Genomic DNA, 22,231 nt, shown 5'->3' with positions numbered 1-22,231 from the left:
CGGGGCTCGATGGTCGGCGGCGCGCGCAGCGGGGCGCCGCACCGGCCGCAGAATGCCACAGTCCGCGGGCCCCTGCCCGCGGGGCTTGGTCGAACCTGATCCGCCGCCCGTCTCAGCCGGCGGGCGCGCGGGCCCCGTAGGGTCCGCTGTGCGGACCAGCGACCCCCGCAAGGCCCCCCGTCCGGATCAAGACCGCGGATCTTCACGTCCATGACCTCGCCGCCCGCCGCCGCGTCCGGGTGCCCGTCGACGCGGGCCGGCAGGTCGTTGAGGTTAGAGCCGAACAGGTCCCCGGGCCGTCCGCCGCGGGGTTGAACCGTGCGCAAGACCCGGCAGTCGCGTAGTAACAGGTTGCTGGACTGCGAACCTGTCCGTTACTACACTTCGATTGATGATCACCTTCGGCGCGGTCAAGTGCCGCGCCAATCTCGCCGACCATGGCATCGACCTTGCCGCGCCGGAACCAAACATGAAACGTAACGCTACTTCCAAGCCATCCATCAGCCCTGAGCAGATGGCCGCGGCCCCGGAGCGCGTCGAGGACCCGGACTGCCCCTACGAGCCCAATGAACCGGCTGCCGTGGCCGCGTACTGGCAGGGGGCCATCACGAGCCACGGACTTGCCGAGTTGCGCGAGACCCGGGCGGCGCGCCGCCGCGGTCCGGGCCGGGCCGCCATCAAGGTCTCGACGACGATCCGGCTCAGCCCCGAGGTCTTGGCCGCGTTTCGCGCCGACGGACCCGGCTGGCAGACGCTCATGGACAATGCCTTGAGACTGGCTCAAGACGCGCGCCAGCGCCCCCGTCCGGAGTGACGTCGGCCAGCCGAGCGGCGGATAATGACCCATCAGCGGCCCCTGGCAGCGGTCGGCTCTTGTTGGTCTGGCGGCCCGGCGTGGCTAGCGATAATGGCAGATAACGCACGGCGACGAGATGCTGTCCTCCATCGATTGGGTGTCGCACCCGCGCAAACAGGCCCTTACCCGGCCTGATCGCGAAGACTCCCCCGCAAGGCCCCGCCGTCCGGGTCGATGCCGCGGATCTTGACCTCCAGGATCTCACCGACCGCCGCCGCGTCCGGATGCCCGTCGATGCGCACCGGCAGGTAATTGGGCGTATAGCCGAACAGGTCCCCGGGCCGTCCCCCGCGCGGCTGGGCCTCGCGCAGGACCCGGCAGTCGCGGCCGACCTGGGACGCGAAGACCTGCCGTTGCAACTGATCCGCCAGGTCTTTCAGTTCCATGACCCGCGCCCGTTTGGTGTCGGCATCCACCTGGTCGGCAAGCGCGGCCGCGCGGGTGCCGGCCCGCGGTGAGTAGGCGAAGCAATGGACCTGGCCGAAGCCCATGGCGGCGACGAAGCCCAGGGTTTCCTGCCACTCCGCTTCGGTCTCGCCGGGGAAACCGGCGATGATGTCGGTGCTGAGGTTGAGCCCCGGCACCGCGGCCCGCCCCAGTGAGGCCAACTGGGCGAACTCCTCGGTCTTGCAGCGCCGCGCCATGCGCCGCAGTACGGTGTCGGCGCCGCTCTGCAGCGGCAGGTGCAGGTGGGGCATGAGGCGCGGGTCGGCGAACAGGTCCCAGAAGCCGTCCGGCAGGTCCCAGGGTTCGAGCGAGCCCAGGCGCAGGCGTGGGATTTGGGTCTCATCGAGCACCGCGCGCACCAGCACGGCCAGGTCGCCCCCGAGGGTGCTGCCGTAGCCGCCCAGATGGACCCCGGTGAGCAGGACCTCGCGCACCCCGTCGGCGACGGACCGGTTGATGGCAGCGATGATCGCCGAGAGCGGGCGGTCGCGCTCCGGACCCCGCGCCAAGGTGGTCACACAGAAGGTGCAGGCGTGGCGGCAGCCGTCCTGCACCTTGATGAAGGCGCGCTGTCGGCCGCGGGCGAACAGGGGGTTGGGCGCTGTCCCGGTGGAGCCTTGCGCCAGGATCGGCAGGTCCAGGGCCGCCGCGGCAAGCGCCACCAGCCGGTCCTTGTCGCGGTTGTCGATGAGGAGCGCCACCCCGGATTCGCGCGCCAGGTCCGCCGCCTCCAGTGACGCCAGACAGCCGGAGAGCACCAGGCGCGCGTGCGGGTGGGCGCGGTGGGCGCGCCGCAACCATTGGCGCGACTTGCGTGCCGCCTCCGCGGTGACGGCGCAGGTGTTGATGACCACCAGGTCCGCCGGCCCCGCGTCCCCGGCCAGGTCGAAGCCGCGCGCCCGAAAGCCCTGCGCCCAGTCCTCCAGTTCGGCCTCGTTGAGGCGGCAGCCGAATGACTTGAGCAGGACGCGGGGGCGGGTGCGCATGATCCTAGAAAGAGTATTTGGCCGCAAATGAACGCAAATAAGCGCAAATAAATCTGCTGGTTAGCATCGTCGCGGGGGGCACCCGGACGGTGAACATGCAGCAAAGGCCAAGCCTCTGATTATTTGCGTCAATTTGCGTTCATTTGCGGCTAAACTGCATTTTTCTGGGATGATCGGGTCGCCGGGCCTTGGCGTGGTCAGCGGGCGCCCTGGCCGCTGTCCAGGTTTGGCTTGGGGTCGGGCGGCCCGCCGGGGGCGGCGCGGCGTCCCGTGACCCGCGGGATGTGCAGCAGCAGGGTGTCGTCCTTGACCTCCCGGGTCAGGCGGCGCAGGTCGGCGTCGGCCGGTAGCGGCACGCGCCGTCTGACCGACCCCTGGGCGGCGCTGGAGCCTTGCCGGTAGCCGCCGTCGCCGACGCTGCCCTGCTCAATCGAACTGCCGCCGGTGCGCAGCGAGAGGTTGAGGCTTTGGCCGCTCGGGGTGACCTCGACCGCGTCCGGTCGGCCGCCGCTGACCTTGATCCGGAGCAGATAGCCGTTGGCCTCGGTGTCGCCTACGACATCAAGGCGCGGCGGCCCCCCGGGGAGCGCCTGCCGGCCGCCCCCGTTGACCGGGGGCTCGGTGCCGGTTCCCGCCTTGGGGGCCGCGACGGGCGCGTCAGCGGCCGATGGCGGCGGAAAACGGCCAGGTTCCTTGGCGCCTCCCGGGCCGTAGCCGGTCCAGGCCAGGGCCGGGCTGGCCGCGGCCAGCGCGCCGGCGAGGGCGATTGCGAGGCGGCGGTGGGTCATCCTAAAATCCACGAATGAACATAGATGAACACAGATTGTCTTTTAATTGTCATGCGCTTATCGCTGATATCACAGTCGCCGGCAAGGTAGGCCCCTTGGCCAAGTGTAAGTCAATGAATAATATGTGTTCATCTGTGGATAACTGCTCCTCTTAGGTTCATCGGCAGCCCCTAAGGGAGGTGGCGGCGCCTGCCGGGTTCAGCCGCGCCGGGCCCAGGTGGGGCGGTCCAGGTCGTCGGTCAGCCCGTGCTCACGCAGCCAGTCGCGGGCGTCGGTCGCGTCCTGCTCGAACCAGGCCCGGGCCGAGCCCAGCCTGAAGCTGTAGCCCCAGGCATCCATATCGGCGAGCATCCGCGCCCGTCCCATACCGGGGATCTGGTCGGCCAGCAGGATCTGCAGGTAGCAGACACCGTTCTCTTCCGGATAGTCGCCGCCCGCGTCGGTGTGCAGGACGGCGCGGCGGGCCGGGTCCATGCAGATGTAGTGGCTGGCCTCGTGCAGGACCGAGTGCAGCGGCGTGTCGGCGCGCAGATAGAGCCGGTCGCCGATCAGCCCGGCCTCGGAGTCGCCGAAGAAGCTCCCGGGGATGGGGGTGTCGGCGGGGCACGCGACGATCTGCATCCCGTAACGCGCGAGCACGGCGCCGGCCGCACCCTGGTCCGTCTCGGACCAGGCGAGGGTGGTGTCGGCGTTCGCGGCCGGTGCGGGCAAGCGGTGAGGTAATGGCTGATCGGGTAGCATGGCTGGTGAAGAATGGCAGCGGAAAATGGGCGGTCATGATAACCGATCGGCTGCCCGGCGGTGCCGCGGCACGTTTCTCCTATCGCCTCGGGCGGCAGGCGTTGTCGGAGACCTCGATCAGAAGCCCGGCTCATCAGCCATCGGCCTTGATCATCGTTCCGGCCAGCGATGCCCATTTGGAGTCCAAGGCTTCAGCCTTGGCCTGCCGATCCAAGGTTGAAGCCTTGGACAGGATTAACAGGATTTTGCAGGATTAACAGGACAAATAGCGTGCGACGCGCATCAGCAACACATCCTGTAAATCCTGAGAAATCCTGTGAATCCTGTCCATTTCTCAAGCTCACGGATAGTCTCGAATGGTAGCGGGATCTTCGCTTCGCGATACTTAAGACCCCGCGCCCGTAGGGTCCGCTGCGCGGACCGACGACCTAGAGTGAAACCGGCAGCGGCTTGACCTTCCAGATCTTCTCGGCATATTCCCGAATCGCCCGGTCGGAGGAGAATTTTCCCATGCGCGCGACATTGAGTATCGACATCCGCTCCCAGCGCGGCCGGTCCGCCCAGGCGCGGCTGACGCGCTCCTGGCAGTCGAGATAGGCGCGGTAGTCGGCCAGTACCATGAAGGGGTCCTGGTGGATCAGGTTGTCGATCAGCGGTCGGAACAGGGTGGTGTCGCCGTGGGAGAAGAGGCCCGAAGTGATGAGATCGAGCACCGATTTCAACTCGTGGTCGTCGCGGCAGATATCCCAGGGTCGATAGCCTTCTGCCTGGCGTCGGCTGACCTCCTCGGCGGTCATGCCGAAGAGGAAGAAGTTGTCCTCCCCGACCTCTTCGCGGATCTCCACGTTGGCCCCGTCCAGGGTGCCGATGGTCAGGGCGCCGTTCATGGAGAACTTCATATTGCCGGTCCCCGAGGCCTCCTTGCCGGCCAATGAGATCTGCTCCGAGATGTCGGCGGCGGGATAGAGCCGCTGGCCGTTCTGGACATTGAAGTTGGGCATGAAGGCGACGCGCAGGCTGTCGTTGACCTGGGGGTCGTGATTGATGACATCGGCCACCGCGTTGATCAGCTTGATGATCAGCTTGGCGAGGTGATAGCCGGGCGCGGCCTTGGCCCCGAAGATGAAGGTGCGTGGGACCATGGGCAGGTTCGGGTCCTGCTTGAGGCGCTGGTAGAGGCTGACGATGTGCAGCAGGTTCAGGTGCTGGCGTTTGTATTCGTGCAGGCGCTTGGCCTGGACGTCGAACAGGCTCTCCGGGTCCACCGTGACCCAGGCATGTTTCGTGAGCCACCGGGCCAGGTTGCGCTTGGCGGCGGTCTTGACCGCGCGCCAGCGCCCCTGAAAGTCGGCGTCGTCCGCATAGTTTTCCAATTCGCGCAGGCAGTTGAGGTCCGTCAGCCAGCGGTCGTCGCCGCAGGTCTCGGTGATCAGGGCGGCCAGGCGGGGGTTGCAGACGGCGATGAAGCGGCGCGGGGTGACCCCGTTGGTGACGTTGTGGAAGCGTTCGGGCCACAGGTCGTAGAAATCCTTGAGAATGGTGGTCTTGACCAGTTCGGAGTGCAGTTGCGCCACGCCGTTCACCGCGCTCGATCCGACCACCGCCAGGTTGGCCATGCGTACCCGTCGGCCGCCCTCTTCACCGATCAGCGACATCCGCGCGACCCGCCCCTCGTCGTTGAGGAAGCGCACCCGCACCTCGTCCAGAAAGCGCCGGTTGATCTCGTAGATGATCTCCAGGTGACGCGGCAGTAGCTTCTCGAAGAGCCGCACGGACCAGGTCTCCAGGGCCTCGGGCAGCAGGGTGTGATTGGTGTAGCAGAAGGTCTTGTGGGTGATGCCCCAAGCCTGGTCCCAGCCCATGCCGTGCTCGTCCATCAGCAGCCGCATCAATTCCGCTATCGCGATGGCCGGATGGGTATCGTTGAGCTGGGCGACGAACTTGTCGGCCAGGCCATCGAGCGGGCCGACCGTATGCAACTGCAGCCGGATCATGTCCTGGAGCGAGCAGGAGACGAAGAAATACTGCTGCTTCAAGCGCAGTTCCTTGCCTGCCGAGGGCTCGTCGTTGGGATAGAGGACCTTGGAGATGGTTTCGGCCTCGATCTTGGCCTGGACCGCGCCATAGTAGTCGCCGACGTTGAATGACTGGAAGTCGAATGACTCGCAGGCCTCGGACTTCCACAGTCGCAACAGGCTGACGTTGCCGACCCCGTAGCCCAGGATCGGGGTGTCATAGCCGACCCCGATGACCTCCATGTCCGCCAGCCAACGCACGCGCAAGGTGCCGTGCTCGTCGTGGTACTGCTCGGTGCGGCCGCCGAACTTGACCGGGAAGCGCAGCCCGTGGCGCAGGATCTCCCAGGGGTTGCCGTTCTTGAGCCAGGTGTCGCTCTTCTCCACCTGCCAGCCGTCCTCGATCACCTGGTCGAAGATGCCGAATTCATAGCGGATGCCGTAGCCGATGGCGGGGATCTGCACCGTGCTGAGCGAGTCCATGTAACAGGCGGCGAGCCGGCCCAGGCCGCCGTTGCCCAGACCTGGTTCCTCTTCGGTCTCGATGAGTTCGTGCAGATCGAGTCCCAACTCGGCGCCGGCCTCGCCGGCCACATCGGTGATCCCGAGGTTGACCAGGTTGTTGAGCAGGTGGGGTCCGAGCAGAAACTCGGCGGAAAAGTAGCAGACCGTGCGGGCCTTGGAGTCCCGGTAGGTCTCGGCACACTTGATCCAGCGCCCCAGCAGGCGGTCGCGTACCGTGTAGGCGGCCGCCATGTAGAGGTCGTTGGGGCTGGCGACCTCGCGGAAGCGGCCCTGGACATAGAACAGGTTGTCGATGAAGGCGCGGTTGAGCGCGTCCTTCGACATGCCGGTACGGGTGTGCTCGTGGGTCGGAGTCGCTGCCGGGTCCGGGGCTTCGAGCGTCTTCTCGGGGGACATTGGGCGCCTCTTAAGTAACGCGTCAAGAACAAGTTAAGCACAATCGTTGTCGTTGTCGTTGTCGTTGTCGGAGAAGCGATGCACTTTGGGGTGCGAGAGAATCCGGGACGCTACGATAACCTCGATTACGACAACGACAACGACAACGACGCTTTAGGCAATTGCCGGGTCTGGGGTTCAGCGCTTCCGCGCCATTACAAGGGCCAGGTCCACTGATCGAACTCCGGCTTGTCGATCCCGTTCTCGAAGGCGTAGGCGCGTGCCTCGATCTGGAGGTCGCGCAGGCGCTGCTTGACATGGGCGCCGGTGGCCTGGAGGCGCGGGACCCGGTTGATCACGTCGATGGCCAGGCTGAAGCGGTCGATCTCGTTGCTGATCGCCAGCTCCAGGGGGGTGTTGATGTTGCCTTTCTCCTTGTAGCCGCGCACATGCAGGTTTGCGTGGTTGGTGCGGCGGTAGGCCAGGCGGTGGATCAGCCAGGGGTAGCCGTGGAAGTTGAAGATGATCGGCCTGTTCTTGGTGAAGATGGAGTCGAAGTCGGCGTCGGACAGGCCGTGGGGGTGCTCGCCGGCCGGCTGCATCCGGAAGAGGTCCACGACGTTGACGAAGCGGATCTTGATGTCCGCGAAGGCCTCGCGCAGCATCGCCGTGGCGGCCAGGGCCTCCTTGGTGGGGATGTCGCCGCAGCCCACCATCACCACGTCGGGCTCGGCGCCCTGGTCGTTGCTCGCCCATTCCCAGATCCCCAGACCCTTGGTGCAGTGCTTGACCGCCTCGTCCATGCTGAGATATTGCAGGTGGTCCTGCTTGTCGCAGACGATGACGTTGATGTTGTTCATGCTGCGCAGGCAGTGGTCCGCCGTGGACAGCAGGCAATTCACGTCCGGGGGCAGGTAGATGCGGGTGACGTGCGGGTTCTTGTTGACCACCACGTCCAGGAATCCGGGGTCCTGATGGGTGAAGCCGTTGTGGTCCTGGCGCCAGACGGTGGAGGTGATCAGCAGGTTGAGCGAGGAGACGGGCGCCCGCCAGGGGATCTCGTTACAGATGGCCAGCCATTTGGCGTGCTGGTTGTACATGCTGTCGATGACGTGGACGAAGGCCTCGTAGGTGGCGAAGAAGCCGTGGCGGCCGGTGAGCAGATAGCCCTCGTACCAGCCCTCGAGCGTGTGCTCGGAGAGCATCTCCAGGACGCGCCCGTCGGGGGCGAGCTCACCGCCGTCGGCGTCCTCCGGTTTGTAATCGCACAGCCACAGCTTCTTACTGACCGCATAGATCGCGTCGAGCTTGTTGGAACTGTTCTCGTCCGGGCCGAAGACCCTGAAATTGCGCATGTTATCCGCCATGATGTCGCGCAGCATGGCGCCCAAGGGCTTGGTATTCATGGCGCGGGTGGTCCCCGGGGTGCCGACGTCCGCCGCATAGGTGCGAAAATCCGGCATGCGCAGCGCCCGGCGCAGGATGCCGCCGTTGGCGTGGGGGCTGGCGCTCATGCGCAGGTTGCCGGTGGGGGCGAGTTCCTTCAGTTCGGGGATCAGTCGGCCGGCGTCGTCGAACAGCTCCTCGGGTTTGTAGCTCCGCAGCCAGTCCTCGAGCTGCTTCAGATGCGCCGGGTTGTTGTGCAGGCCCGCGAGCGGGACCTGGTGGGCGCGCCAGAAGCCTTCCACCCGGTGACCGTCCACCTCCTTGGGGCCGGTCCAGCCCTTGGGCGAGCGCAGCACGATCATGGGCCAGTGGCCGCGGGTGGCCTCACCGCTGGTGCGCGCGGCCTGCTGGATGCCATGGATCTCGCCGAGGCAGCGATCGAGCGTGGCGGCCATGAGTTGGTGCATCGTGAGCGGGTCATCGCCCTCGACGAAGTGGGGGGTCCAGCCGTAGCCGCGCATCAGGCTCGCCAGTTCCTCGTTGGGAATGCGCGCGAGCAGGGTGGGGTTGTTGATCTTGTAGCCGTTGAGATGCAGGACCGGCAGCACGGCCCCATCGCGGATCGGATTCAGGAACTTGCTGGAGTGCCAGGAGGTGGCCAACGGGCCGGTCTCCGACTCGCCGTCGCCCACCGCCACGACCACCAGGAGGTTGGGGTTGTCGAAGGCGGCGCCGAAGGCGTGGGAGATCGAATAGCCGAGTTCCCCCCCCTCGTGGATGGAGCCGGGGGTCTCGGGGGTACAGTGGGAGCCGATGCCGCCGGGGAAGGAGAACTGCTTGAAAAAGGCCTGCAGGCCCTCCTCGTCCTCGCTCTTGTTGGGGTAGACCTCGGAGTAGGTCCCCTCCAGGTAGATTGGGGCCAGCACGCCCGGGGCGCCATGACCGGGGCCGGCCAGGAAGATGGCCTCCTGGTTCTGTGCCCGGATAATCCGGTTCATGTGGACCCAGATGAAGGACAGACCCGGGCTTGCGCCCCAATGGCCCAGCAGCCGCTCTTTGATGTGCGCCTCTTGCAGGGGCTCGCGCAACAGGGGGTTGTCCCGCAGATAGATCATGCCGGCGGCCAGGTAGTTGCAGGCGCGCCAGTAGGCGTTCATCTTGCGCAGAAGGTCGGCAGACAAGGGGTCTGGGGTCGTCGAGTCGGGCTGTTGGGCGGTCATGGACGGGTCCTCCAAGGGTGACTTTTTGCGTGTAGTGTAACGTCGAAACCTTACCGCGCCGTGAACCTCGCGGCCTGGGGGCGGCCCGACGCTGCGGCTTCGCCGGGCGATACTCGCCTAAGGATCGGGAGCGATGCAAGCGCGGGTGAGCGCGGGGACCCGCTCGATGCGCCAAGCGCGGGTTGCATGCCGCCAGAAGTCCGCCGGCGAGGTGGGGGTCGGCCCCGGGGTCTGCCCCAGCCAGGCCCAGGCGCGCCGCAGGGCGGGCATGGGGTCGGCAGGGTCCACCGGGGCCGACGCCAGTGATTTACTGAGCTTGCGGCCCGCGGCATCGACCGCCAGCGGCACATGGGCATAGGTCGGGGTGGGGAGTCCCAGGGCCTGTTGCAGCAGGCACTGGGCCGGCGTGCTGGCGAGCAGATCCGCGCCGCGGACCACCTGGCTGATGCCCTGCCAGGCATCATCGACGACGACTGCCAGTTGGTAGGCGTGGATGCCGTCGGCCCGCCGCAGCACGAAGTCACCCATGACGGCCGCGACGTCCTGCCGCTGTTCGCCTTGGATACGGTCGCGAAACTGCACCGGCGCGGGACTGGTGCGCAGGCGGATGGAGCGGGGTTGCCGCCCGGGCGGGAGTCCGTGGCGGCAGGTACCGGGGTAGATGGGGCCAACGCTGCCGCGGCGGCCGTTGCGCGCGATCTCGGTCCGCGAGCAGGCGCAGGGATAGGTCAGGCCAAGTGCGCCGAGCCGCGCCAGCGCCTCCTCATAGGCGGCGGCGCGACGGCTCTGAAACAGGGGTGCGCCATCCCACCGCAGACCCAAGGCGAGCAGGGTGCGCAGGATGCCGTCGGCTGCCCCCGGGGCCTCCCGGGGGCGGTCCAGGTCCTCGATCCGCACCAACCACTCGCCGCCGTGGGCGCGGGCGTCGGCGCAGCTCGCAACGGCCGTGACGAGTGAGCCGAAGTGCAGTGCGCCCGTGGGGGAGGGGGCAAAGCGTCCCCGGTAGGCCATGGGTGGCGCGCGCGGCCCGGTCGCGGGCGCGGCGGGGTCAGCCGCGCTGTTTTTCGCGAATCTCGTCCAGGGTCTTGCAGTCGATGCAGAGCGTGGCCGTGGGGCGGGCCTCCAGTCGGCGGATGCCGATTTCCACCCCGCACGCCTCGCAATACCCGTACTCGTGTTCGGTGATACGGGTCATGGCCTCCTCGATCTTTTTGATCAACTTGCGCTCGCGGTCCCGGGTGCGCAGTTCCAGGCTGAACTCCGACTCCTGGGTGGCGCGGTCGTTCGGGTCCGGGAAGTTGGTCGCCTCGTCCTGCATGTGGTGGACGGTCCGGTCCACCTCTTCCATCAGCGATTGCTTCCAGGCCAGCAGGATCAGGCGGAAGTGTTCCTCCTGTCCCGGGCTCATATACTCTTCGTCGCTCGCCGCCTTGTAGGGCTCAAAGCCGAAGGCCTTGGGCTCCTGATGGTTGGCTGGGTTGGATGCTGTCTCGGCCATGAACGTGCTCCCGCAGGCTCGCAGTGGGATGAGTCGCGACCCGATCCCCAGCCCCGTCGTTGGGCTGGGCCGCGAAAAGCGCCCTTTAGTACCAGATTGAGGCGCTATGGGCAACCCGCCGGGCCTCGAGAGGCACCGCGCGCGGGCGCAAGACCGGCCCGCCACCCCTGATTTGCGCCTTGAGGGAACTTGAAAAGTCGCCATTCGACCGCGATCCTCCTACGCTTGGTGTCCGGCTGAAACCGACGGGATCTTTCCGGCAGGCCACGGGCCGCGGGCTTGCCTAGTTCGCCATGCGGGTGCTCGAGGCCGCTGTGCGCGCCGCGAGGGCGGGCCACCCCACGGGCTTCGGCCGCCACCCTGGCGGCACGCCGTCGTCGGCCCTCGCGGCGCTCGCCATGGAATCGCGGCAATTGCTTCGGTGTGAACGGCCGTGCGATCCTGTTACAAGGCTGGTGCCGGGGGCGCGGCCACTGCGCGTCGCGCCAGGCGGGGGTGCGCAACGATGGCTGTCCCAAGCGTCCCCTGCGGGGACCGGTGTGCCGGGGTGGTACGCCAAGCGTCGATGCTTGAACTGGTCGAACGGCGTCTGGTTTGCACAGCCATGGGGCAGGCGAGGTAGCCGCTGGGGATCGGCACCGATTGTGGCGATTACCCGTCTATTGGTGTTGGTTCCGATTCTGAGAGTCGGCGGTTCGCGTCTTTTCCGGTTGTGCGATAATCCTCGCGTTACGCCGCTAAACTCGGGGACCGCGGGGGTTGGAGTCCGTGTACGGGTGCGCCGTCGGCTGGACCCGGACCAGCCGGAATCACGCCGCGTGGTGCAGCCGGCGAGATCGGACCATCGCGCTCTTCGTTGCGTCAATTCATAGCTTCTTGGGGGTATAGAGACTCGTGCGTCAGTTAGGTATCCTCGGGGCTGCGATTCTGTCGGTCGCCTTGACCGGTTGCTCCACGCCGAAGTTTTCTTCGTTACCGGAGGCAACTTATGAGCTGCGCTCGGCCAGCAAGTACAAGATCGGCCCCGGGGACTCGGTCCAGATTTTCGTTTGGCGCTATCCCGAGGTCAGCACCACCGTGCCGGTTCGCCCCGACGGCTATATCACGGCGCCACTGCTTGAGGATATTCCCGCCTCCGGGAAGACCCCAACCGAGCTTGCCCGCGACCTGGAGCAGGCCTTGTCGGTGTACCTGCGCGATCCCCTGGTAACGGTCATCGTGCAGGGGTTTCAGGGGATTTACCCGGAACAGATACGCGTCCTCGGCGAGGCGGCCCATGCCCAGTCGTTACGCTATATCGACGGTATGACGTTGCTTGACTTGATGATTGCGGTCGGCGGCACGACCCAGTTCGCGGCCGGCAACCGCGCAGTTTTGATGCGCTTTGAGAAAGGGGAGCGCAAGCGCTACACGGTGAGGCTCGACGACTTGATCAAGCGCGCCGACATGGCTGCCAATGTCGACATGCGCCCCGGCGATATCCTCATCATTCCCGAATCCTGGTTCTAGTTCGTGCCGTCATTATCACGCTGATCCTATGCAAGAAATTCTCCGCCTCGCCTTTCAGTACCTGGATGGCATCTGGCGTCACCGTTGGTATGCATTGGCGGTGGCACTGATCGCCAGCCCGATTGGTTGGTTCTACACCGCCAGCCTGCCCGACGAGTATGTCGCGCAGGCGCGGGTCTTTGTCGACACCGACTCGGTATTGACGCCGCTGCTGAGCGGGCTGGCCATCCAGACCAGCGACAGTCGCCGCGTGACCATGATGACCAATGTGTTATTCAGCCGCGAGAACATGGAAAAGTTGGCGCGCATGACCGACATGGACCTGACCGCCAAGACGCCGCAGCAAATGGACGACCTGGTCAAAGACCTGAAGGATCGGGTGTCGCTGGTGCGTCAAGGCGACAACATCTACACCATCGCGTTCGAGGATCGTTCGCCCGATCTCGCCAAGCGCGTCGTGCAATCGATGCTGACGATCTTTGTCGAGTCGAATCTCGGTTCCTCCCGGCAGGATCAGGACTCTGCCGAACGCTTTCTGCAGCGGGAAGTCAAGGACTACGAGCGCCGTCTGATCGACGGCGAGCGCAAGGTGAAGGATTTCAAGATACGCAATATGGACATCCTCTCCGATCGTGGGTCTTACTATACGCGCCTGCAGGCGGCGCGGGCCTCGCTCAAACGCGCTGAAGACGGCGTGCGCTCGGCGACCCGGCGCCGCGATCAGCTTGCCGATCAGATCGCCATCGCCGAAGACCAAGGCGCCGAGAGTGTCGACTATTCCGACTATCTCGGCGATGCGCTGAAAGGCCATCTCGCCGAATACGACCTACGCATCCGCGACATGCAGAAGCAACTGGATGAGTTCCTTTTGCGTTACACCGATATCCATCCGGATATCGTCGCTGCCAAGGCCGCCCTGGAGCGGCTGAAGGCCCAGCGCGAGACGGCCAAGACCGAGTTTCTTGCGAAGCAGGATCGCCACGCCGTCGTCAAATCACTCTCGGGCAACCCGATCTACCAGCAGTTGCGCATGCGTCTGTCCGAGGCGGAGTCCGAAATTGCCAATCAGCAGTCGATGGTCGAGAATCTCAAGGGCGACATCGAAAAATATCAAGCCTCCGTCGACCAAGTACTGCAGGTGGAGACGGAACAACAGCAGCTCAACCGCGACTATTCGATTCTGCGCGCGAACCACTCCCAGTTGATGGAGCGGATCGAGAAGGCCCGGATGACGCGGGAAGCGGACACGAGTGTGGATACCGTCAAGTTTCGGACCCTGGATCCGCCCAAGGTACCAAGCCAACCGAGCGCACCCAATCGCCTCCTGCTCGCCTCTTCCGTGTTCGGCAGCGCTTGGGCAGCCGGTCTTGGACTCGCCTTTCTGCTCTCGCTGCTGCGCCCCGTATTCGGCGACCGGCGGCAGTTGACGGAGGCGATCGGTCTGCCGGTACTCGGCAGCGTAAACATGGTTTGGACTGTCGCTGAGCGGCGCAAGAAATTGTGGGGGGACATCGCCTTCGGCACGGTACTGATCGGCTTGATCGGCCTGTTCGCCGCGGTGTTGACAGTCTTCTCTCTTCATATCGACATCATGTCGAAACTGCCCCTGTGAGATCGCCGCGGATGCGCCCCGGACACGATTTGCGGGACCTCGTAAGGTGCGTCCCCGGAGCACCGGTCGGCCATCCCCGCAGCACCGTGCTCGCGCCGCACGGACTGCTCGCGGTCGGACCGACCGGGCGCGCTCGCCGACCCGGTCGGGAGTGCCGCGGCACGGGCAACGCAGATTTCGATCCTCGTTTCCCTTGGGATCGCAGTGCGAGGTGCAGATGAGTATTATTGAAAAGGCAGCCGAGCGGTTGTCGGCGTCACGTCAGGCGGCCGCCGACGAGCTGCAGGTTGCGGATTCCCCCCGCGCCCCGTCGCCGGAGGCGATTGAGCCGCTCCCGCCTCGCTCCCAACCCAGGGCTGCCGGTCAGGTCCCGGTGCCGCCGACCAGCGTGGTGAATCCGGCGATTTTGCTCACCAGCCATGAAAGCGACTTTCTGCTGTCCCCCGAGGGTGGCCGCTCGCGCACCGCGGAAGAGTTCCGCGTGATCAAGCGGCCGCTGTTGGTCAACGCCTTCGAGCGGTCACTGCCGGGGGTGAAGTACCCAAACCTGATCATGGTGACCAGTTCGGTGCAGGGTGAGGGTAAGAGCTTTACCTCCCTGAACCTGGCCATTTCCATCACGATGGAGATGGACAGCACCGTGCTGTTGATCGACGCGGACGTTGCCAAGCCCGGACTGTCCCGGCGACTGGGTATCCGCGACCGCCCTGGACTGATCAATCGACTCGTCGACGAATCGATTGATCTGTCACAGGTGCTGCTCAAGACCGATATCCCCAAGTTGACGGTCCTTCCCGCGGGTGTTTCCCACAAGCGATCAACCGAGTTGTTGGCAAGCGGAAGTATGCGTCGGCTGTTGGCGGAGGTCGCCTCGCGCTATCCCGATCGTATTGTCTTGTTTGATTCACCGCCGGTCCTGGAGACGACGGAGGCGGGGGTTTTGGCGTCCTTGATGGGACAAGTGGTGATTGTGGTGGAGCAGGACAGCACTGCCCAGGGCATCGTGCGCGAGACGCTGGCCAATTTGGAGTCAAAGGACAATGTGTTCTTGATTCTCAATAAGTGCAAAGGCGGCCTGTTTACCGGCAAGTACGGCTATGGCTATGGGTACGGCTATGGTTATGGGTATGGCTATGGATACGGTTCCTACGGCGAAGTCGATGCCAAAGAAAATTAAGTATGGGTGGGCGTTAGCTTGAGTCTCGCGCGCTTGCGGTCGTGGTCGGCGCCGTCCCTGGCACCCCCGCCCCGGCGCCGGGGGGCGCCGGTTTCATTATCCGGCGGGACGCATTGGCGGCGGGTCGGGCCTCGCCCCCGGTTGCTGCGTTGGGCATTTTTCGCGCTTGGTATCTTCGCGCAGGGCGCTGTGGCCGCGCCGCTGGTCACATCTGTCGGCCTGTTGAGCAGACTGGTTTTTACCGATAATCTCTTTCTGACGAACGCCGGCGCAGTGTCCGGGACGGCCGCGCAGTCACCCGCGTTGAGTGCAGGCGGACAACGCCGCGCCACGAATCAGGGAAGAGAATTCGGGACGATCTTGCAGTTGCTGCCCAACATTGCCGGCGGCGGCGGCGGTAGCCGCTCCTCCTATCGTTTTTTCTACGGCCCGAGCGCCGTGTTCTACGGCGAGGGGCATTCTGATCTCGATCGTATCTTCCACGTCCTCCAGGCCAACGCCTCGGTGACGGTGATTGACGGCTATTTTTCGCTGCAATTGAGTGCCAATGCCAATCAGAACCTGGTCGATCCCAATGTCGGAAACGCCGGTTTCACGGCGCTGGGAAATCCCGACGCCTTCGGTCAGACCGCCTCGATCCAGATCACTCCCGTGTTCGCGTTTCCGGTGCTGCGCGGCAATTTCGCAACGGTCCAGTTCGCGCCCGGCATCAACTATGTCTTCGCGGCGAAAACCGCAGGCGGCACCGACAATAGCGGTACGACGGGGTCCCAAAGTTCACTCACCATTACCAGCGGTGACTATTTTTCCCGCATGCCCTGGCAGATCGCCGCATCGAGCAACGTCTTCAACGTCGGCAACAGCTCCGGGTCGGATTACGGCACTGGCTCCGGATCGGGGACGAGCACCGTCAGCGGTACCGTCACTTACCCAATCAGCGATCAGTGGCAGATCCAGGGGCTGATCGGCTACGATTGGGGGAATTATGATTCGCTGGCGCAGCCGGATGGCCTGCGCTGGCGGGTGACACCCTACTGGTCGCCGTCGCGGAACACCACCATCGGCCTCGGCTACGGCTATCGCTTTTTTGGTGCGGACTATTATGCGAATATCCAGCATCGACACCGCAAGACGGTCGTCACGGCCAGCTATGAGATCAATGTGACGAATGCGCGCACCGCCATTCTCAACAGTAACGCGGTCAATTTCCAAGACCCGTACGGAGAACCGATCACGAACCCGCTTGCCAGTCAGACCCTCTCGGGCTCGATCGCCAATCCGGCGCTGACCTCCGGCTTTTTCATTCAGAATCAGTTGCTCCTTGGTATTACCTCCCAATTCGGGCGGACTTCCGTGTCCCTGAATGTCAATAACTGGCATTGGGATTATCAGGCTACCGGCAATCAGGTCGATCAGAACCAAGGAACGTTGACATTCAGCCGCACCTTATCGCCGCGCAGCAGCGCGAGCCTGAGCCTCCAATATTGGACCTATAATCAGTCGGCGGGCGTCGGCGCGGATTTCTCCCAGATCAGCGTCGCGACCGGGTACACCTATCAGGTCAGCCGACGGACGCAGGGAAGCGCCACCTATACTTTCAGTCAGCAGGACTCGGCCACGTCGAGCCAGAATTTCGGTGAGAACCAGCTCTGGCTGACCCTCAACTGGAGCATGTAAGGCGGCATGTACGACGAATTCTATGGCCTCTCCGGCAAACCCTTCCAGTTGACCCCCGACCATCGGTTCTTTTTCGACAGTCAGGGCCACCACCGAGCCCTGGCTTACCTGCGCTACGGCTTGGAGCAGGGGGAAGGCTTCATTGTGATCACCGGGGGTATAGGAACCGGGAAGACCATCCTGGTGCGCGCGCTGTTCAGCGAACTCGAAGGGCGAAATATCATGGCCGCCCAATTGGTGACGACGCAAGTCGAACCCGAGGATATGTTGCGAATGGTCTGCGCGTCATTCGGGCTGGCGCATGAGGGTATGAACAAGGCCACGCTGCTGCACAACTTGGAAGTTATTGCCAGAACCCGGTTTGCGGAGGGGCGGCGCATCCTCCTGGTGGTCGACGAGGCGCAGAATCTTCCGCCGAGATCCCTCGAGGAACTGCGGATGTTGGCCAATTTTCAGGTCGACGGACGCTCCCTGTTTCAGAGTTTTCTGTTGGGTCAGGAAGAACTGCGGCGGACTTTGCAATTGCCCAATATGGAGCAACTGCGGCAACGCATCATCGCCGCTTACCACCTGGACCCGCTGTCACTGGAGGAAACGAGCGCCTATATCGCGTTTCGCTTGAACCGGGTCGGCTGGTCAGGGGATCCGCAGTTCGCGCCCGAGGTGTTTGAACTGGTTCACGCCCGCACCGGCGGTGTGCCGCGTCGCATCAATACCCTCTGCGATCGGCTGATGCTGTTCGGCTGCATCGAGGAGCGGCATCAACTCACGCGCGAGGATGTGCGCGTCGTGGCGGCGGAGTTGGAGCAGGAATCCGGTCGCCCCGCGGGGGGCGAGGTCGGTGCCGCGGTTGCGGAGTCCGGGACCGCCGCGGCGACTGACCCGGGGGGCGGCGGCCTGACCCCGGGAGGCCTTGGGGAGCGCCTGTCGTCACTCGAGGCGGAGGTGTCGCGGCTGCGACTGATCGTCATGCAAGAGCGAAAACTGCTCCGCAAGGCGGTGCTGCTGCAACTTGAGCTTGATGCTTATGATGACCTCGATTGACCGGCTGCACCTGCTGTGCGTGGTGGGGGCCCGACCCAATTTCATGAAGATTGCGCCGATTATGCGCGCGTTTGCGGACAGCGACGCGATCGACGCGGTCTTGGTCCATACCGGACAGCATTACGACGCGGCGATGATGGCGTCGTTCTTCGCGCAGCTTGGGATTCCCGCGCCGGATGTCGACCTTGAGGTGGGTTCCGGCAGTCATGCGGTGCAGACGGCCGATATTATGAAGCGCTTCGAGCCCGTGCTCGCGGCCCGGGCGTGCGACGCGGTGTTGGTGGTCGGCGATGTCAATTCGACGATCGCGTGTGCCTTGGTGGCCGCCAAGGAAGGTGTTCCGGTCATCCACGTCGAGGCGGGACTGCGCAGTTTCGATCGGTCGATGCCGGAAGAGATCAATCGTATCCTTACTGATCAACTGTCTGATTTACTGTTCACCACTGAGCGTAGCGCCGCGGTCAATCTCGAGCGTGAAGGGATCAGCCGCGAGCGCGTGCGATTCGTCGGCAATGTTATGATCGACACCCTGTTGAGGAATCGGGCGCGGTGCCCGCGGGCGGTCGACGTATTGTCGGTGGTCACGGGTTCGGCCCGGTGCTTCGGCGCGGCCGGTTTCGGCGTCGTCACGTTGCACCGGCCCGCCAATGTCGACACTGCGGACAGCCTGACCAGGATCGTGGACGTGCTCTGCGAGGTTGCGGCGGATTTGCCACTGGTCTTTGCGGTTCACCCGCGAACACGGGCGCGGCTGGGCGAATTCGGGCTGCTGGACACGGCGGCACGGGGGTTGTTGTTGATGCCGCCGCTGCCATATCTGGAACTGCTTGCGCTGGTTGGCGCAGCCCGGGTGGTATTGACGGATTCCGGTGGATTGCAGGAGGAGACCACTGCCTTGGGGGTGCCCTGCCTGACGCTGCGTGAGAATACCGAGCGCCCGATCACGGTCGAGGAAGGCACCAACACCGTGGTCGGAACCAACCCGGTGCTGATCCGCGGCGGGGTTCGCGCGGTCCTGGCCGGCGGGGGCAAGCGGGGGCGGGTGCCCGAGTTGTGGGACGGACGAGCGGCGGAGCGAATCCGCGATGAGGTGGTGATCTGGGCCGCCGGGCGCCGCCCCCTGGCAGTGCCGTCCAACCAGGCGCAGGTCATCCGCGGTCGGTCCTAGTCCACCGTCCTTGCGCCGCTCTTCGTTGTCACCTGGTCGCGGATCATGAATGAGGGTACGCTGGCTTATTCAGACACTTGCGCCCTTGACGACGGGCGTGATGCCGCGCGTGCCGACCCGGCGATGCTGGTCAATGCGATGACCGTCGATGTGGAAGATTATTTCCAGGTCAGTGCATTTGAGCGGCATGTCAGCCGCAACGATTGGGAGCGACTGCCCCAGCGCGTGGAAGGGTGCGTGGATCGTATTCTTGAGCGTTTTTCGGATCATGGGGTGACGGCTACCTTCTTCACGCTCGGGTGGGTGGCGGCGCGCTATCCCACGATGGTTAGACGCATCGTCGGGCAGGGGCATGAACTCGCGAGTCACGGCTGGGAGCATATCCGCGCCACCCAGCAGAGTCAGCAGCAGTTTCGTGCCGACGTCAGTCGCACGAAGTCGGCGTTGGAGCAGCTCGGTGGATGTCCGGTAATCGGCTACCGTGCGCCCAGTTTCTCCATCGGTCGGCGTAACCTTTGGGCCTTGCAGGTGTTGGACGAGTCAGGTTACCGCTATTCGTCGAGCATCTATCCGATCCATCATGACCTGTATGGGATGCCGGAGGCGAATCGCTTCCGCTTCAGGCCCTGCGGTGATTCGCCGTTTTTGGAGATTCCAGTGACCACGTTGGAGATTGCGGGGCGCAAGATGCCCTGTGGCGGGGGTGGCTATTTTCGACTGTTTCCTTATGCCTTCTCGCGCTGGGCAATACGACGAGTGAATCGCCGGGAGCGGCAGAGCTGCATTTTTTACTTTCATCCCTGGGAGATCGATCCGCAGCAGCCACGGCAACCAGGCTTGGCGACCAAGACCCGGCTACGTCACTACTTGAATCTCCATCGTATGGAGGATCGGCTGGTTTCCTTGCTGGGTGACTTTCGATGGGGGCGAATGGATGAGGTTTTCGGAATTGATCGGGGCGGGCGCTGATGGTCGAGCGTGACGTGGTCGGCGGTGGGCCCTCTGCGCTGCGGGTGCGAGCCTATGTTGCGGCCGACCGCACCCGCTGGGATGCGTTCGTTGCGGCCTGCCCCGCGGCCACCTTCTTTCATCGCGCGGGCTGGGAGCGCGTGATTACGCGGGGCCTGGGCCATCAATGCCGGTATCTGCTCGCCGAGCGTGACGGTGAGATCGAGGGCGTGCTGCCGCTCGCCGAGGTCCGAAGCCGCCTCTTCGGCCATGGCCTGATCTCGACTCCATGTTGCGTCTATGGGGGCGCGGCGACCACGAGCGAGGAGGCACGGCGGGCGTTGACGGATGAATCCGTGCGGCTGGCGCAGCGGCTGCGGGTCGATGCATTGGAGATTCGTAATCGCGAGGCGGTGTGCCCCGAGTGGCCGACGAAGGACCTCTATGCCACATTCCGGCGCCGGATCTGCGCGGACGAGGACGCTAATCTCCGGGCAATTCCCCGCAAACAGCGGGCCATGGTCCGCAAGGGCCTCACGGCCGGCTTGCAGTCATGTCAGAGTGCCGATGCCGACCGGTTTTTTCGGATTTATGCCGAGTCCATGCGCAATCTCGGTACGCCGATGTTTGCGCGGCGTTTTTTCAGGAGTCTTCTGGAAGAGTTCAGCGCCGAGACGGAAATGTCGATCATCGTTGCCGGGGATTGCGATATCGCCGCCGTGTTGAGCTTCTACTTTCGCGACGAGGTCCTGCCTTATTACGGCGGCAGTCGGCCGACCGCCCGGGCAGTGAAGGGTAATGATTTCATGTACTGGGACCTGATGCGGCGCGCGGCGGCGCGGGGTGTGCGGACCTTCGACTTCGGTCGCAGCAAGGTCGGCACCGGGTCATACGACTTCAAGCGGAATTGGGGCTTTGCGCCGGCGCCGGCACTGGTTCAGTTTAATTCCTGTTTACAAGACATTGAAATATATGTAATATATCTAGTTCGGCGCGGGTTTCCGTCACTTTTTGAATAAGTGAGAACTTCTTGAACGGACAATGGACATGCCCTCATTGCAATTCACAGAATTGTCGGCATCACAAGACGTATCAAACCGGTCATAACGGTACGCGTTTGCTGTGGCGATGTCAAAGTTGCAATAGGCTCTTTTCCGAGACCAAAGCCACCCTTATCGAGGGGCTCAGGAAACCGACCAGCTTCATCATTCAAGTGCTCAAAACGCGCACTGAGGGGATCGGCTTGAACGCCGCCTGCCGGGCCTTCGCGATTGCGAAGAATACGTTGCTCCTATGGGAGCGTCGCCTGGCCGATTGCAAGGATGTGCTGGTCATATATGCCCTGACGCACACCTTTATTGAGCAACTGATCGAAGGTGATGAGCTTTATACGAAAGTGAATAGGAATGTCCCCCCGGAGGATTGTGAAGGCTGGACGATCGTACTGATGGAAAGGGCAAGTCGATTTATCTGGGCGCTTCAGTGCGGGAAAAAGGATCGCAGCCTATTTTCATATGCCATACAAATACTTAGAGATGTCATCCTGCGTACTGGCGATGTCACTCTAGTCACCGACGGGGAACGTCGGTATGGCAATCTCCTGTTTGAAATTTGCCACGAAGTATTGCGAACCGGAAAACGCGGCCGCCCACCGAAAGTGCTTCGTCGCGGTGTGAAGGTGCGCCTTAAGAATAAAGGGAAAGGAACTGATAGAACGGGGCACTCGCGTCCCAAATACGAAACCCCTCATCCGGAGCATCCAGAAACCGATCAAGATGTGACGCCAGCCGATATTCATGCTAATCATTTGGAAGCATCGAACGCTTCATTTCGGCGAAAGAATTCTGCTTATCGCCGCCGAACGAATACGTACGCGAAGAGCATTTCTGGTTTGCAAAGAACATTGGATATGTTGTGGATTGTCCATAACTTTATTCGCAGCCACTTCACGACAAAACAGGTTCCTGCGGTGGCTCTGGGGATTCTCCAGCAGGGACTCTCGTGGGATGAGGTCCTTAGAGTTCGACAGCCCAGGTTATAAAAATACTACAAAAACATAAGGATAAGGAAGAACCAAACTGAACCAGTGCCCCGGCGCCGCTCCACTATGAGTATCACCTGGTGCGCGCCCGGGTCATGCCGCAGATCAATCCCACTAATCCCCGTTATCGCTGGTTCATCGCGGCCTGGAAACACTTGCCGTTGCCGCTGGCGAACGTCTGCGGCCCTTTTTTTTCCCGCAATCTCGGTTGATCCCGG

The 22,231-nt window shown here is 63.8% G+C and carries 19 protein-coding genes and 1 pseudogene; 13 read left to right on the top strand and 7 right to left on the bottom strand.

Translation table 11 applies throughout. From position 1 onward, the window contains the following. The first annotated feature begins 391 nt into the window (after positions 1 to 391). Positions 392 to 814: a BrnA antitoxin family protein gene (locus THSYN_RS37415; protein WP_236848641.1), complete on the top strand. Its 423-nt coding sequence runs from the start codon at positions 392 to 394 to the stop codon at positions 812 to 814. A gap of 164 nt (positions 815 to 978) precedes the next feature. Here the strand turns inward: THSYN_RS37415 and THSYN_RS21410 are convergent, their stop codons facing one another. From THSYN_RS21410 to THSYN_RS21400, 3 genes are all read right to left on the bottom strand, one after another. Beyond that, positions 979 to 2,289 (bottom strand): MiaB/RimO family radical SAM methylthiotransferase, encoded by a 1,311-nt coding sequence (locus tag THSYN_RS21410; RefSeq protein WP_100920911.1) that lies wholly within the window; start codon positions 2,287 to 2,289, stop codon positions 979 to 981. Positions 2,290 to 2,486: 197 nt separating this feature from the next. Beyond that, complete coding sequence (locus tag THSYN_RS21405) at positions 2,487 to 3,077, bottom strand: Hsp20/alpha crystallin family protein (RefSeq protein ID WP_100920910.1); 591 nt, start codon at positions 3,075 to 3,077, stop codon at positions 2,487 to 2,489. A gap of 198 nt (positions 3,078 to 3,275) precedes the next feature. Continuing rightward, positions 3,276 to 3,698 (bottom strand): hypothetical protein, encoded by a 423-nt coding sequence (locus tag THSYN_RS21400; RefSeq protein WP_236848966.1) that lies wholly within the window; start codon positions 3,696 to 3,698, stop codon positions 3,276 to 3,278. Positions 3,699 to 3,799: 101 nt separating this feature from the next. Here THSYN_RS21400 and THSYN_RS21395 point away from each other — a divergent pair, with 101 nt between their 5' ends. Next, the gene (locus THSYN_RS21395; protein WP_157817839.1) at positions 3,800 to 4,075 is read left to right on the top strand and encodes a hypothetical protein; all 276 of its coding nucleotides are present in this window, start codon (positions 3,800 to 3,802) and stop codon (positions 4,073 to 4,075) included. Between the two features lie 171 nt (positions 4,076 to 4,246). On the opposite strand, the gene THSYN_RS21390 is transcribed toward THSYN_RS21395, so the two are convergent. Next, a complete protein-coding gene (locus tag THSYN_RS21390) occupies positions 4,247 to 6,754 on the bottom strand; it encodes a glycogen/starch/alpha-glucan phosphorylase (RefSeq protein WP_100920908.1) in 2,508 nt (835 codons plus the stop codon). 78 nt (positions 6,755 to 6,832) lie between these two features. Between THSYN_RS21390 and THSYN_RS34220 the strand changes: the two genes are divergently transcribed. Then, positions 6,833 to 6,970 carry a hypothetical protein gene (locus tag THSYN_RS34220; RefSeq protein ID WP_157817838.1) on the top strand — a complete coding sequence of 46 codons (138 nt, stop codon included), beginning with the start codon at positions 6,833 to 6,835 and terminating at the stop codon, positions 6,968 to 6,970. Here the strand turns inward: THSYN_RS34220 and THSYN_RS21385 are convergent. From THSYN_RS21385 to dksA, 3 genes are all read right to left on the bottom strand, one after another. Then, the gene (locus THSYN_RS21385; protein ID WP_100920907.1) at positions 6,949 to 9,339 is read right to left on the bottom strand and encodes a phosphoketolase family protein; all 2,391 of its coding nucleotides are present in this window, start codon (positions 9,337 to 9,339) and stop codon (positions 6,949 to 6,951) included. The two genes, THSYN_RS34220 and THSYN_RS21385, sit on opposite strands and share 22 nt — an antisense overlap. Before the next feature lie 117 nt (positions 9,340 to 9,456). Then, positions 9,457 to 10,350 (bottom strand): tRNA glutamyl-Q(34) synthetase GluQRS, encoded by an 894-nt coding sequence (gene gluQRS, locus THSYN_RS21380; protein ID WP_100920906.1) that lies wholly within the window; start codon positions 10,348 to 10,350, stop codon positions 9,457 to 9,459. A gap of 37 nt (positions 10,351 to 10,387) precedes the next feature. Next, positions 10,388 to 10,837, bottom strand: a complete 450-nt coding sequence (gene dksA, locus THSYN_RS21375) for an RNA polymerase-binding protein DksA (RefSeq protein WP_100920905.1) — start codon at positions 10,835 to 10,837, stop codon at positions 10,388 to 10,390. An 894-nt stretch (positions 10,838 to 11,731) separates the two neighbouring features. On the opposite strand from dksA, the gene THSYN_RS21370 reads away from it, so the two are divergent. The 10 genes and pseudogenes from THSYN_RS21370 to THSYN_RS36085 all read left to right on the top strand — a co-directional run. Beyond that, positions 11,732 to 12,346 carry an XrtA/PEP-CTERM system exopolysaccharide export protein gene (locus THSYN_RS21370; protein WP_100920904.1) on the top strand — a complete coding sequence of 205 codons (615 nt, stop codon included), beginning with the start codon at positions 11,732 to 11,734 and terminating at the stop codon, positions 12,344 to 12,346. A 28-nt stretch (positions 12,347 to 12,374) separates the two neighbouring features. Next, a complete protein-coding gene (locus tag THSYN_RS21365; RefSeq protein WP_157817837.1) occupies positions 12,375 to 13,958 on the top strand; it encodes an XrtA system polysaccharide chain length determinant in 1,584 nt (527 codons plus the stop codon). 217 nt (positions 13,959 to 14,175) lie between these two features. After that, positions 14,176 to 15,135, top strand: coding sequence for an XrtA-associated tyrosine autokinase (locus THSYN_RS21360; RefSeq protein ID WP_100920902.1), 960 nt, complete (start codon positions 14,176 to 14,178; stop codon positions 15,133 to 15,135). Positions 15,136 to 15,276: 141 nt separating this feature from the next. After that, on the top strand, positions 15,277 to 16,812 hold the full coding sequence (locus tag THSYN_RS21355) for a TIGR03016 family PEP-CTERM system-associated outer membrane protein (protein ID WP_157817836.1): 1,536 nt from the start codon (positions 15,277 to 15,279) through the stop codon (positions 16,810 to 16,812). A gap of 6 nt (positions 16,813 to 16,818) precedes the next feature. Next, positions 16,819 to 17,856, top strand: coding sequence for an XrtA/PEP-CTERM system-associated ATPase (locus THSYN_RS21350; RefSeq protein ID WP_100920900.1), 1,038 nt, complete (start codon positions 16,819 to 16,821; stop codon positions 17,854 to 17,856). After that, complete coding sequence (gene wecB / locus THSYN_RS21345) at positions 17,843 to 19,024, top strand: non-hydrolyzing UDP-N-acetylglucosamine 2-epimerase (RefSeq protein WP_100922531.1); 1,182 nt, start codon at positions 17,843 to 17,845, stop codon at positions 19,022 to 19,024. The genes THSYN_RS21350 and wecB overlap by 14 nt, the downstream gene beginning before the upstream one ends. Before the next feature lie 138 nt (positions 19,025 to 19,162). Beyond that, the gene (locus THSYN_RS21340) at positions 19,163 to 19,993 is read left to right on the top strand and encodes an XrtA system polysaccharide deacetylase (RefSeq protein WP_100922530.1); all 831 of its coding nucleotides are present in this window, start codon (positions 19,163 to 19,165) and stop codon (positions 19,991 to 19,993) included. Beyond that, positions 19,993 to 20,991 (top strand): FemAB family XrtA/PEP-CTERM system-associated protein, encoded by a 999-nt coding sequence (locus THSYN_RS21335; protein WP_100920899.1) that lies wholly within the window; start codon positions 19,993 to 19,995, stop codon positions 20,989 to 20,991. The genes THSYN_RS21340 and THSYN_RS21335 overlap by 1 nt, the downstream gene beginning before the upstream one ends. An 11-nt stretch (positions 20,992 to 21,002) precedes the next feature. Beyond that, entirely contained in the window at positions 21,003 to 22,013 is a 1,011-nt protein-coding gene (locus tag THSYN_RS21330) for an IS1 family transposase (protein WP_100917404.1), read from the top strand. Between the two features lie 50 nt (positions 22,014 to 22,063). Further along, positions 22,064 to 22,225 (top strand): annotated as a pseudogene (locus THSYN_RS36085) (FemAB family XrtA/PEP-CTERM system-associated protein); the annotation flags it as partial. Positions 22,226 to 22,231: the final 6 nt, after the last annotated feature.

The organism is Candidatus Thiodictyon syntrophicum (genome assembly GCF_002813775.1).
GTDB lineage: Bacteria > Pseudomonadota > Gammaproteobacteria > Chromatiales > Chromatiaceae > Thiodictyon > Thiodictyon syntrophicum.
This window is presented reverse-complemented; position numbering and strand designations above follow the sequence as displayed.

Excerpts from the sequence above, each read along its gene's own strand:
- THSYN_RS37415 (WP_236848641.1), top strand. The coding sequence starts at position 392 with ATGATCACCTTCGGCGCGGTCAAGTGCCGCGCCAATCTCGCCGACCAT.
- THSYN_RS21410 (WP_100920911.1), bottom strand. The coding sequence starts at position 2,289 with ATGCGCACCCGCCCCCGCGTCCTGCTCAAGTCATTCGGCTGCCGCCTC.
- THSYN_RS21405 (WP_100920910.1), bottom strand. The coding sequence starts at position 3,077 with ATGACCCACCGCCGCCTCGCAATCGCCCTCGCCGGCGCGCTGGCCGCG.
- THSYN_RS21400 (WP_236848966.1), bottom strand. The coding sequence starts at position 3,698 with ATGCAGATCGTCGCGTGCCCCGCCGACACCCCCATCCCCGGGAGCTTC.
- THSYN_RS21395 (WP_157817839.1), top strand. The coding sequence starts at position 3,800 with ATGGCTGATCGGGTAGCATGGCTGGTGAAGAATGGCAGCGGAAAATGG.
- THSYN_RS21390 (WP_100920908.1), bottom strand. The coding sequence starts at position 6,754 with ATGTCCCCCGAGAAGACGCTCGAAGCCCCGGACCCGGCAGCGACTCCG.
- THSYN_RS34220 (WP_157817838.1), top strand. The coding sequence starts at position 6,833 with ATGCACTTTGGGGTGCGAGAGAATCCGGGACGCTACGATAACCTCGAT.
- THSYN_RS21385 (WP_100920907.1), bottom strand. The coding sequence starts at position 9,339 with ATGACCGCCCAACAGCCCGACTCGACGACCCCAGACCCCTTGTCTGCC.
- gluQRS (WP_100920906.1), bottom strand. The coding sequence starts at position 10,350 with ATGGCCTACCGGGGACGCTTTGCCCCCTCCCCCACGGGCGCACTGCAC.
- dksA (WP_100920905.1), bottom strand. The coding sequence starts at position 10,837 with ATGGCCGAGACAGCATCCAACCCAGCCAACCATCAGGAGCCCAAGGCC.
- THSYN_RS21365 (WP_157817837.1), top strand. The coding sequence starts at position 12,375 with ATGCAAGAAATTCTCCGCCTCGCCTTTCAGTACCTGGATGGCATCTGG.
- THSYN_RS21360 (WP_100920902.1), top strand. The coding sequence starts at position 14,176 with ATGAGTATTATTGAAAAGGCAGCCGAGCGGTTGTCGGCGTCACGTCAG.
- THSYN_RS21350 (WP_100920900.1), top strand. The coding sequence starts at position 16,819 with ATGTACGACGAATTCTATGGCCTCTCCGGCAAACCCTTCCAGTTGACC.
- wecB (WP_100922531.1), top strand. The coding sequence starts at position 17,843 with ATGACCTCGATTGACCGGCTGCACCTGCTGTGCGTGGTGGGGGCCCGA.
- THSYN_RS21340 (WP_100922530.1), top strand. The coding sequence starts at position 19,163 with ATGACCGTCGATGTGGAAGATTATTTCCAGGTCAGTGCATTTGAGCGG.
- THSYN_RS21335 (WP_100920899.1), top strand. The coding sequence starts at position 19,993 with ATGGTCGAGCGTGACGTGGTCGGCGGTGGGCCCTCTGCGCTGCGGGTG.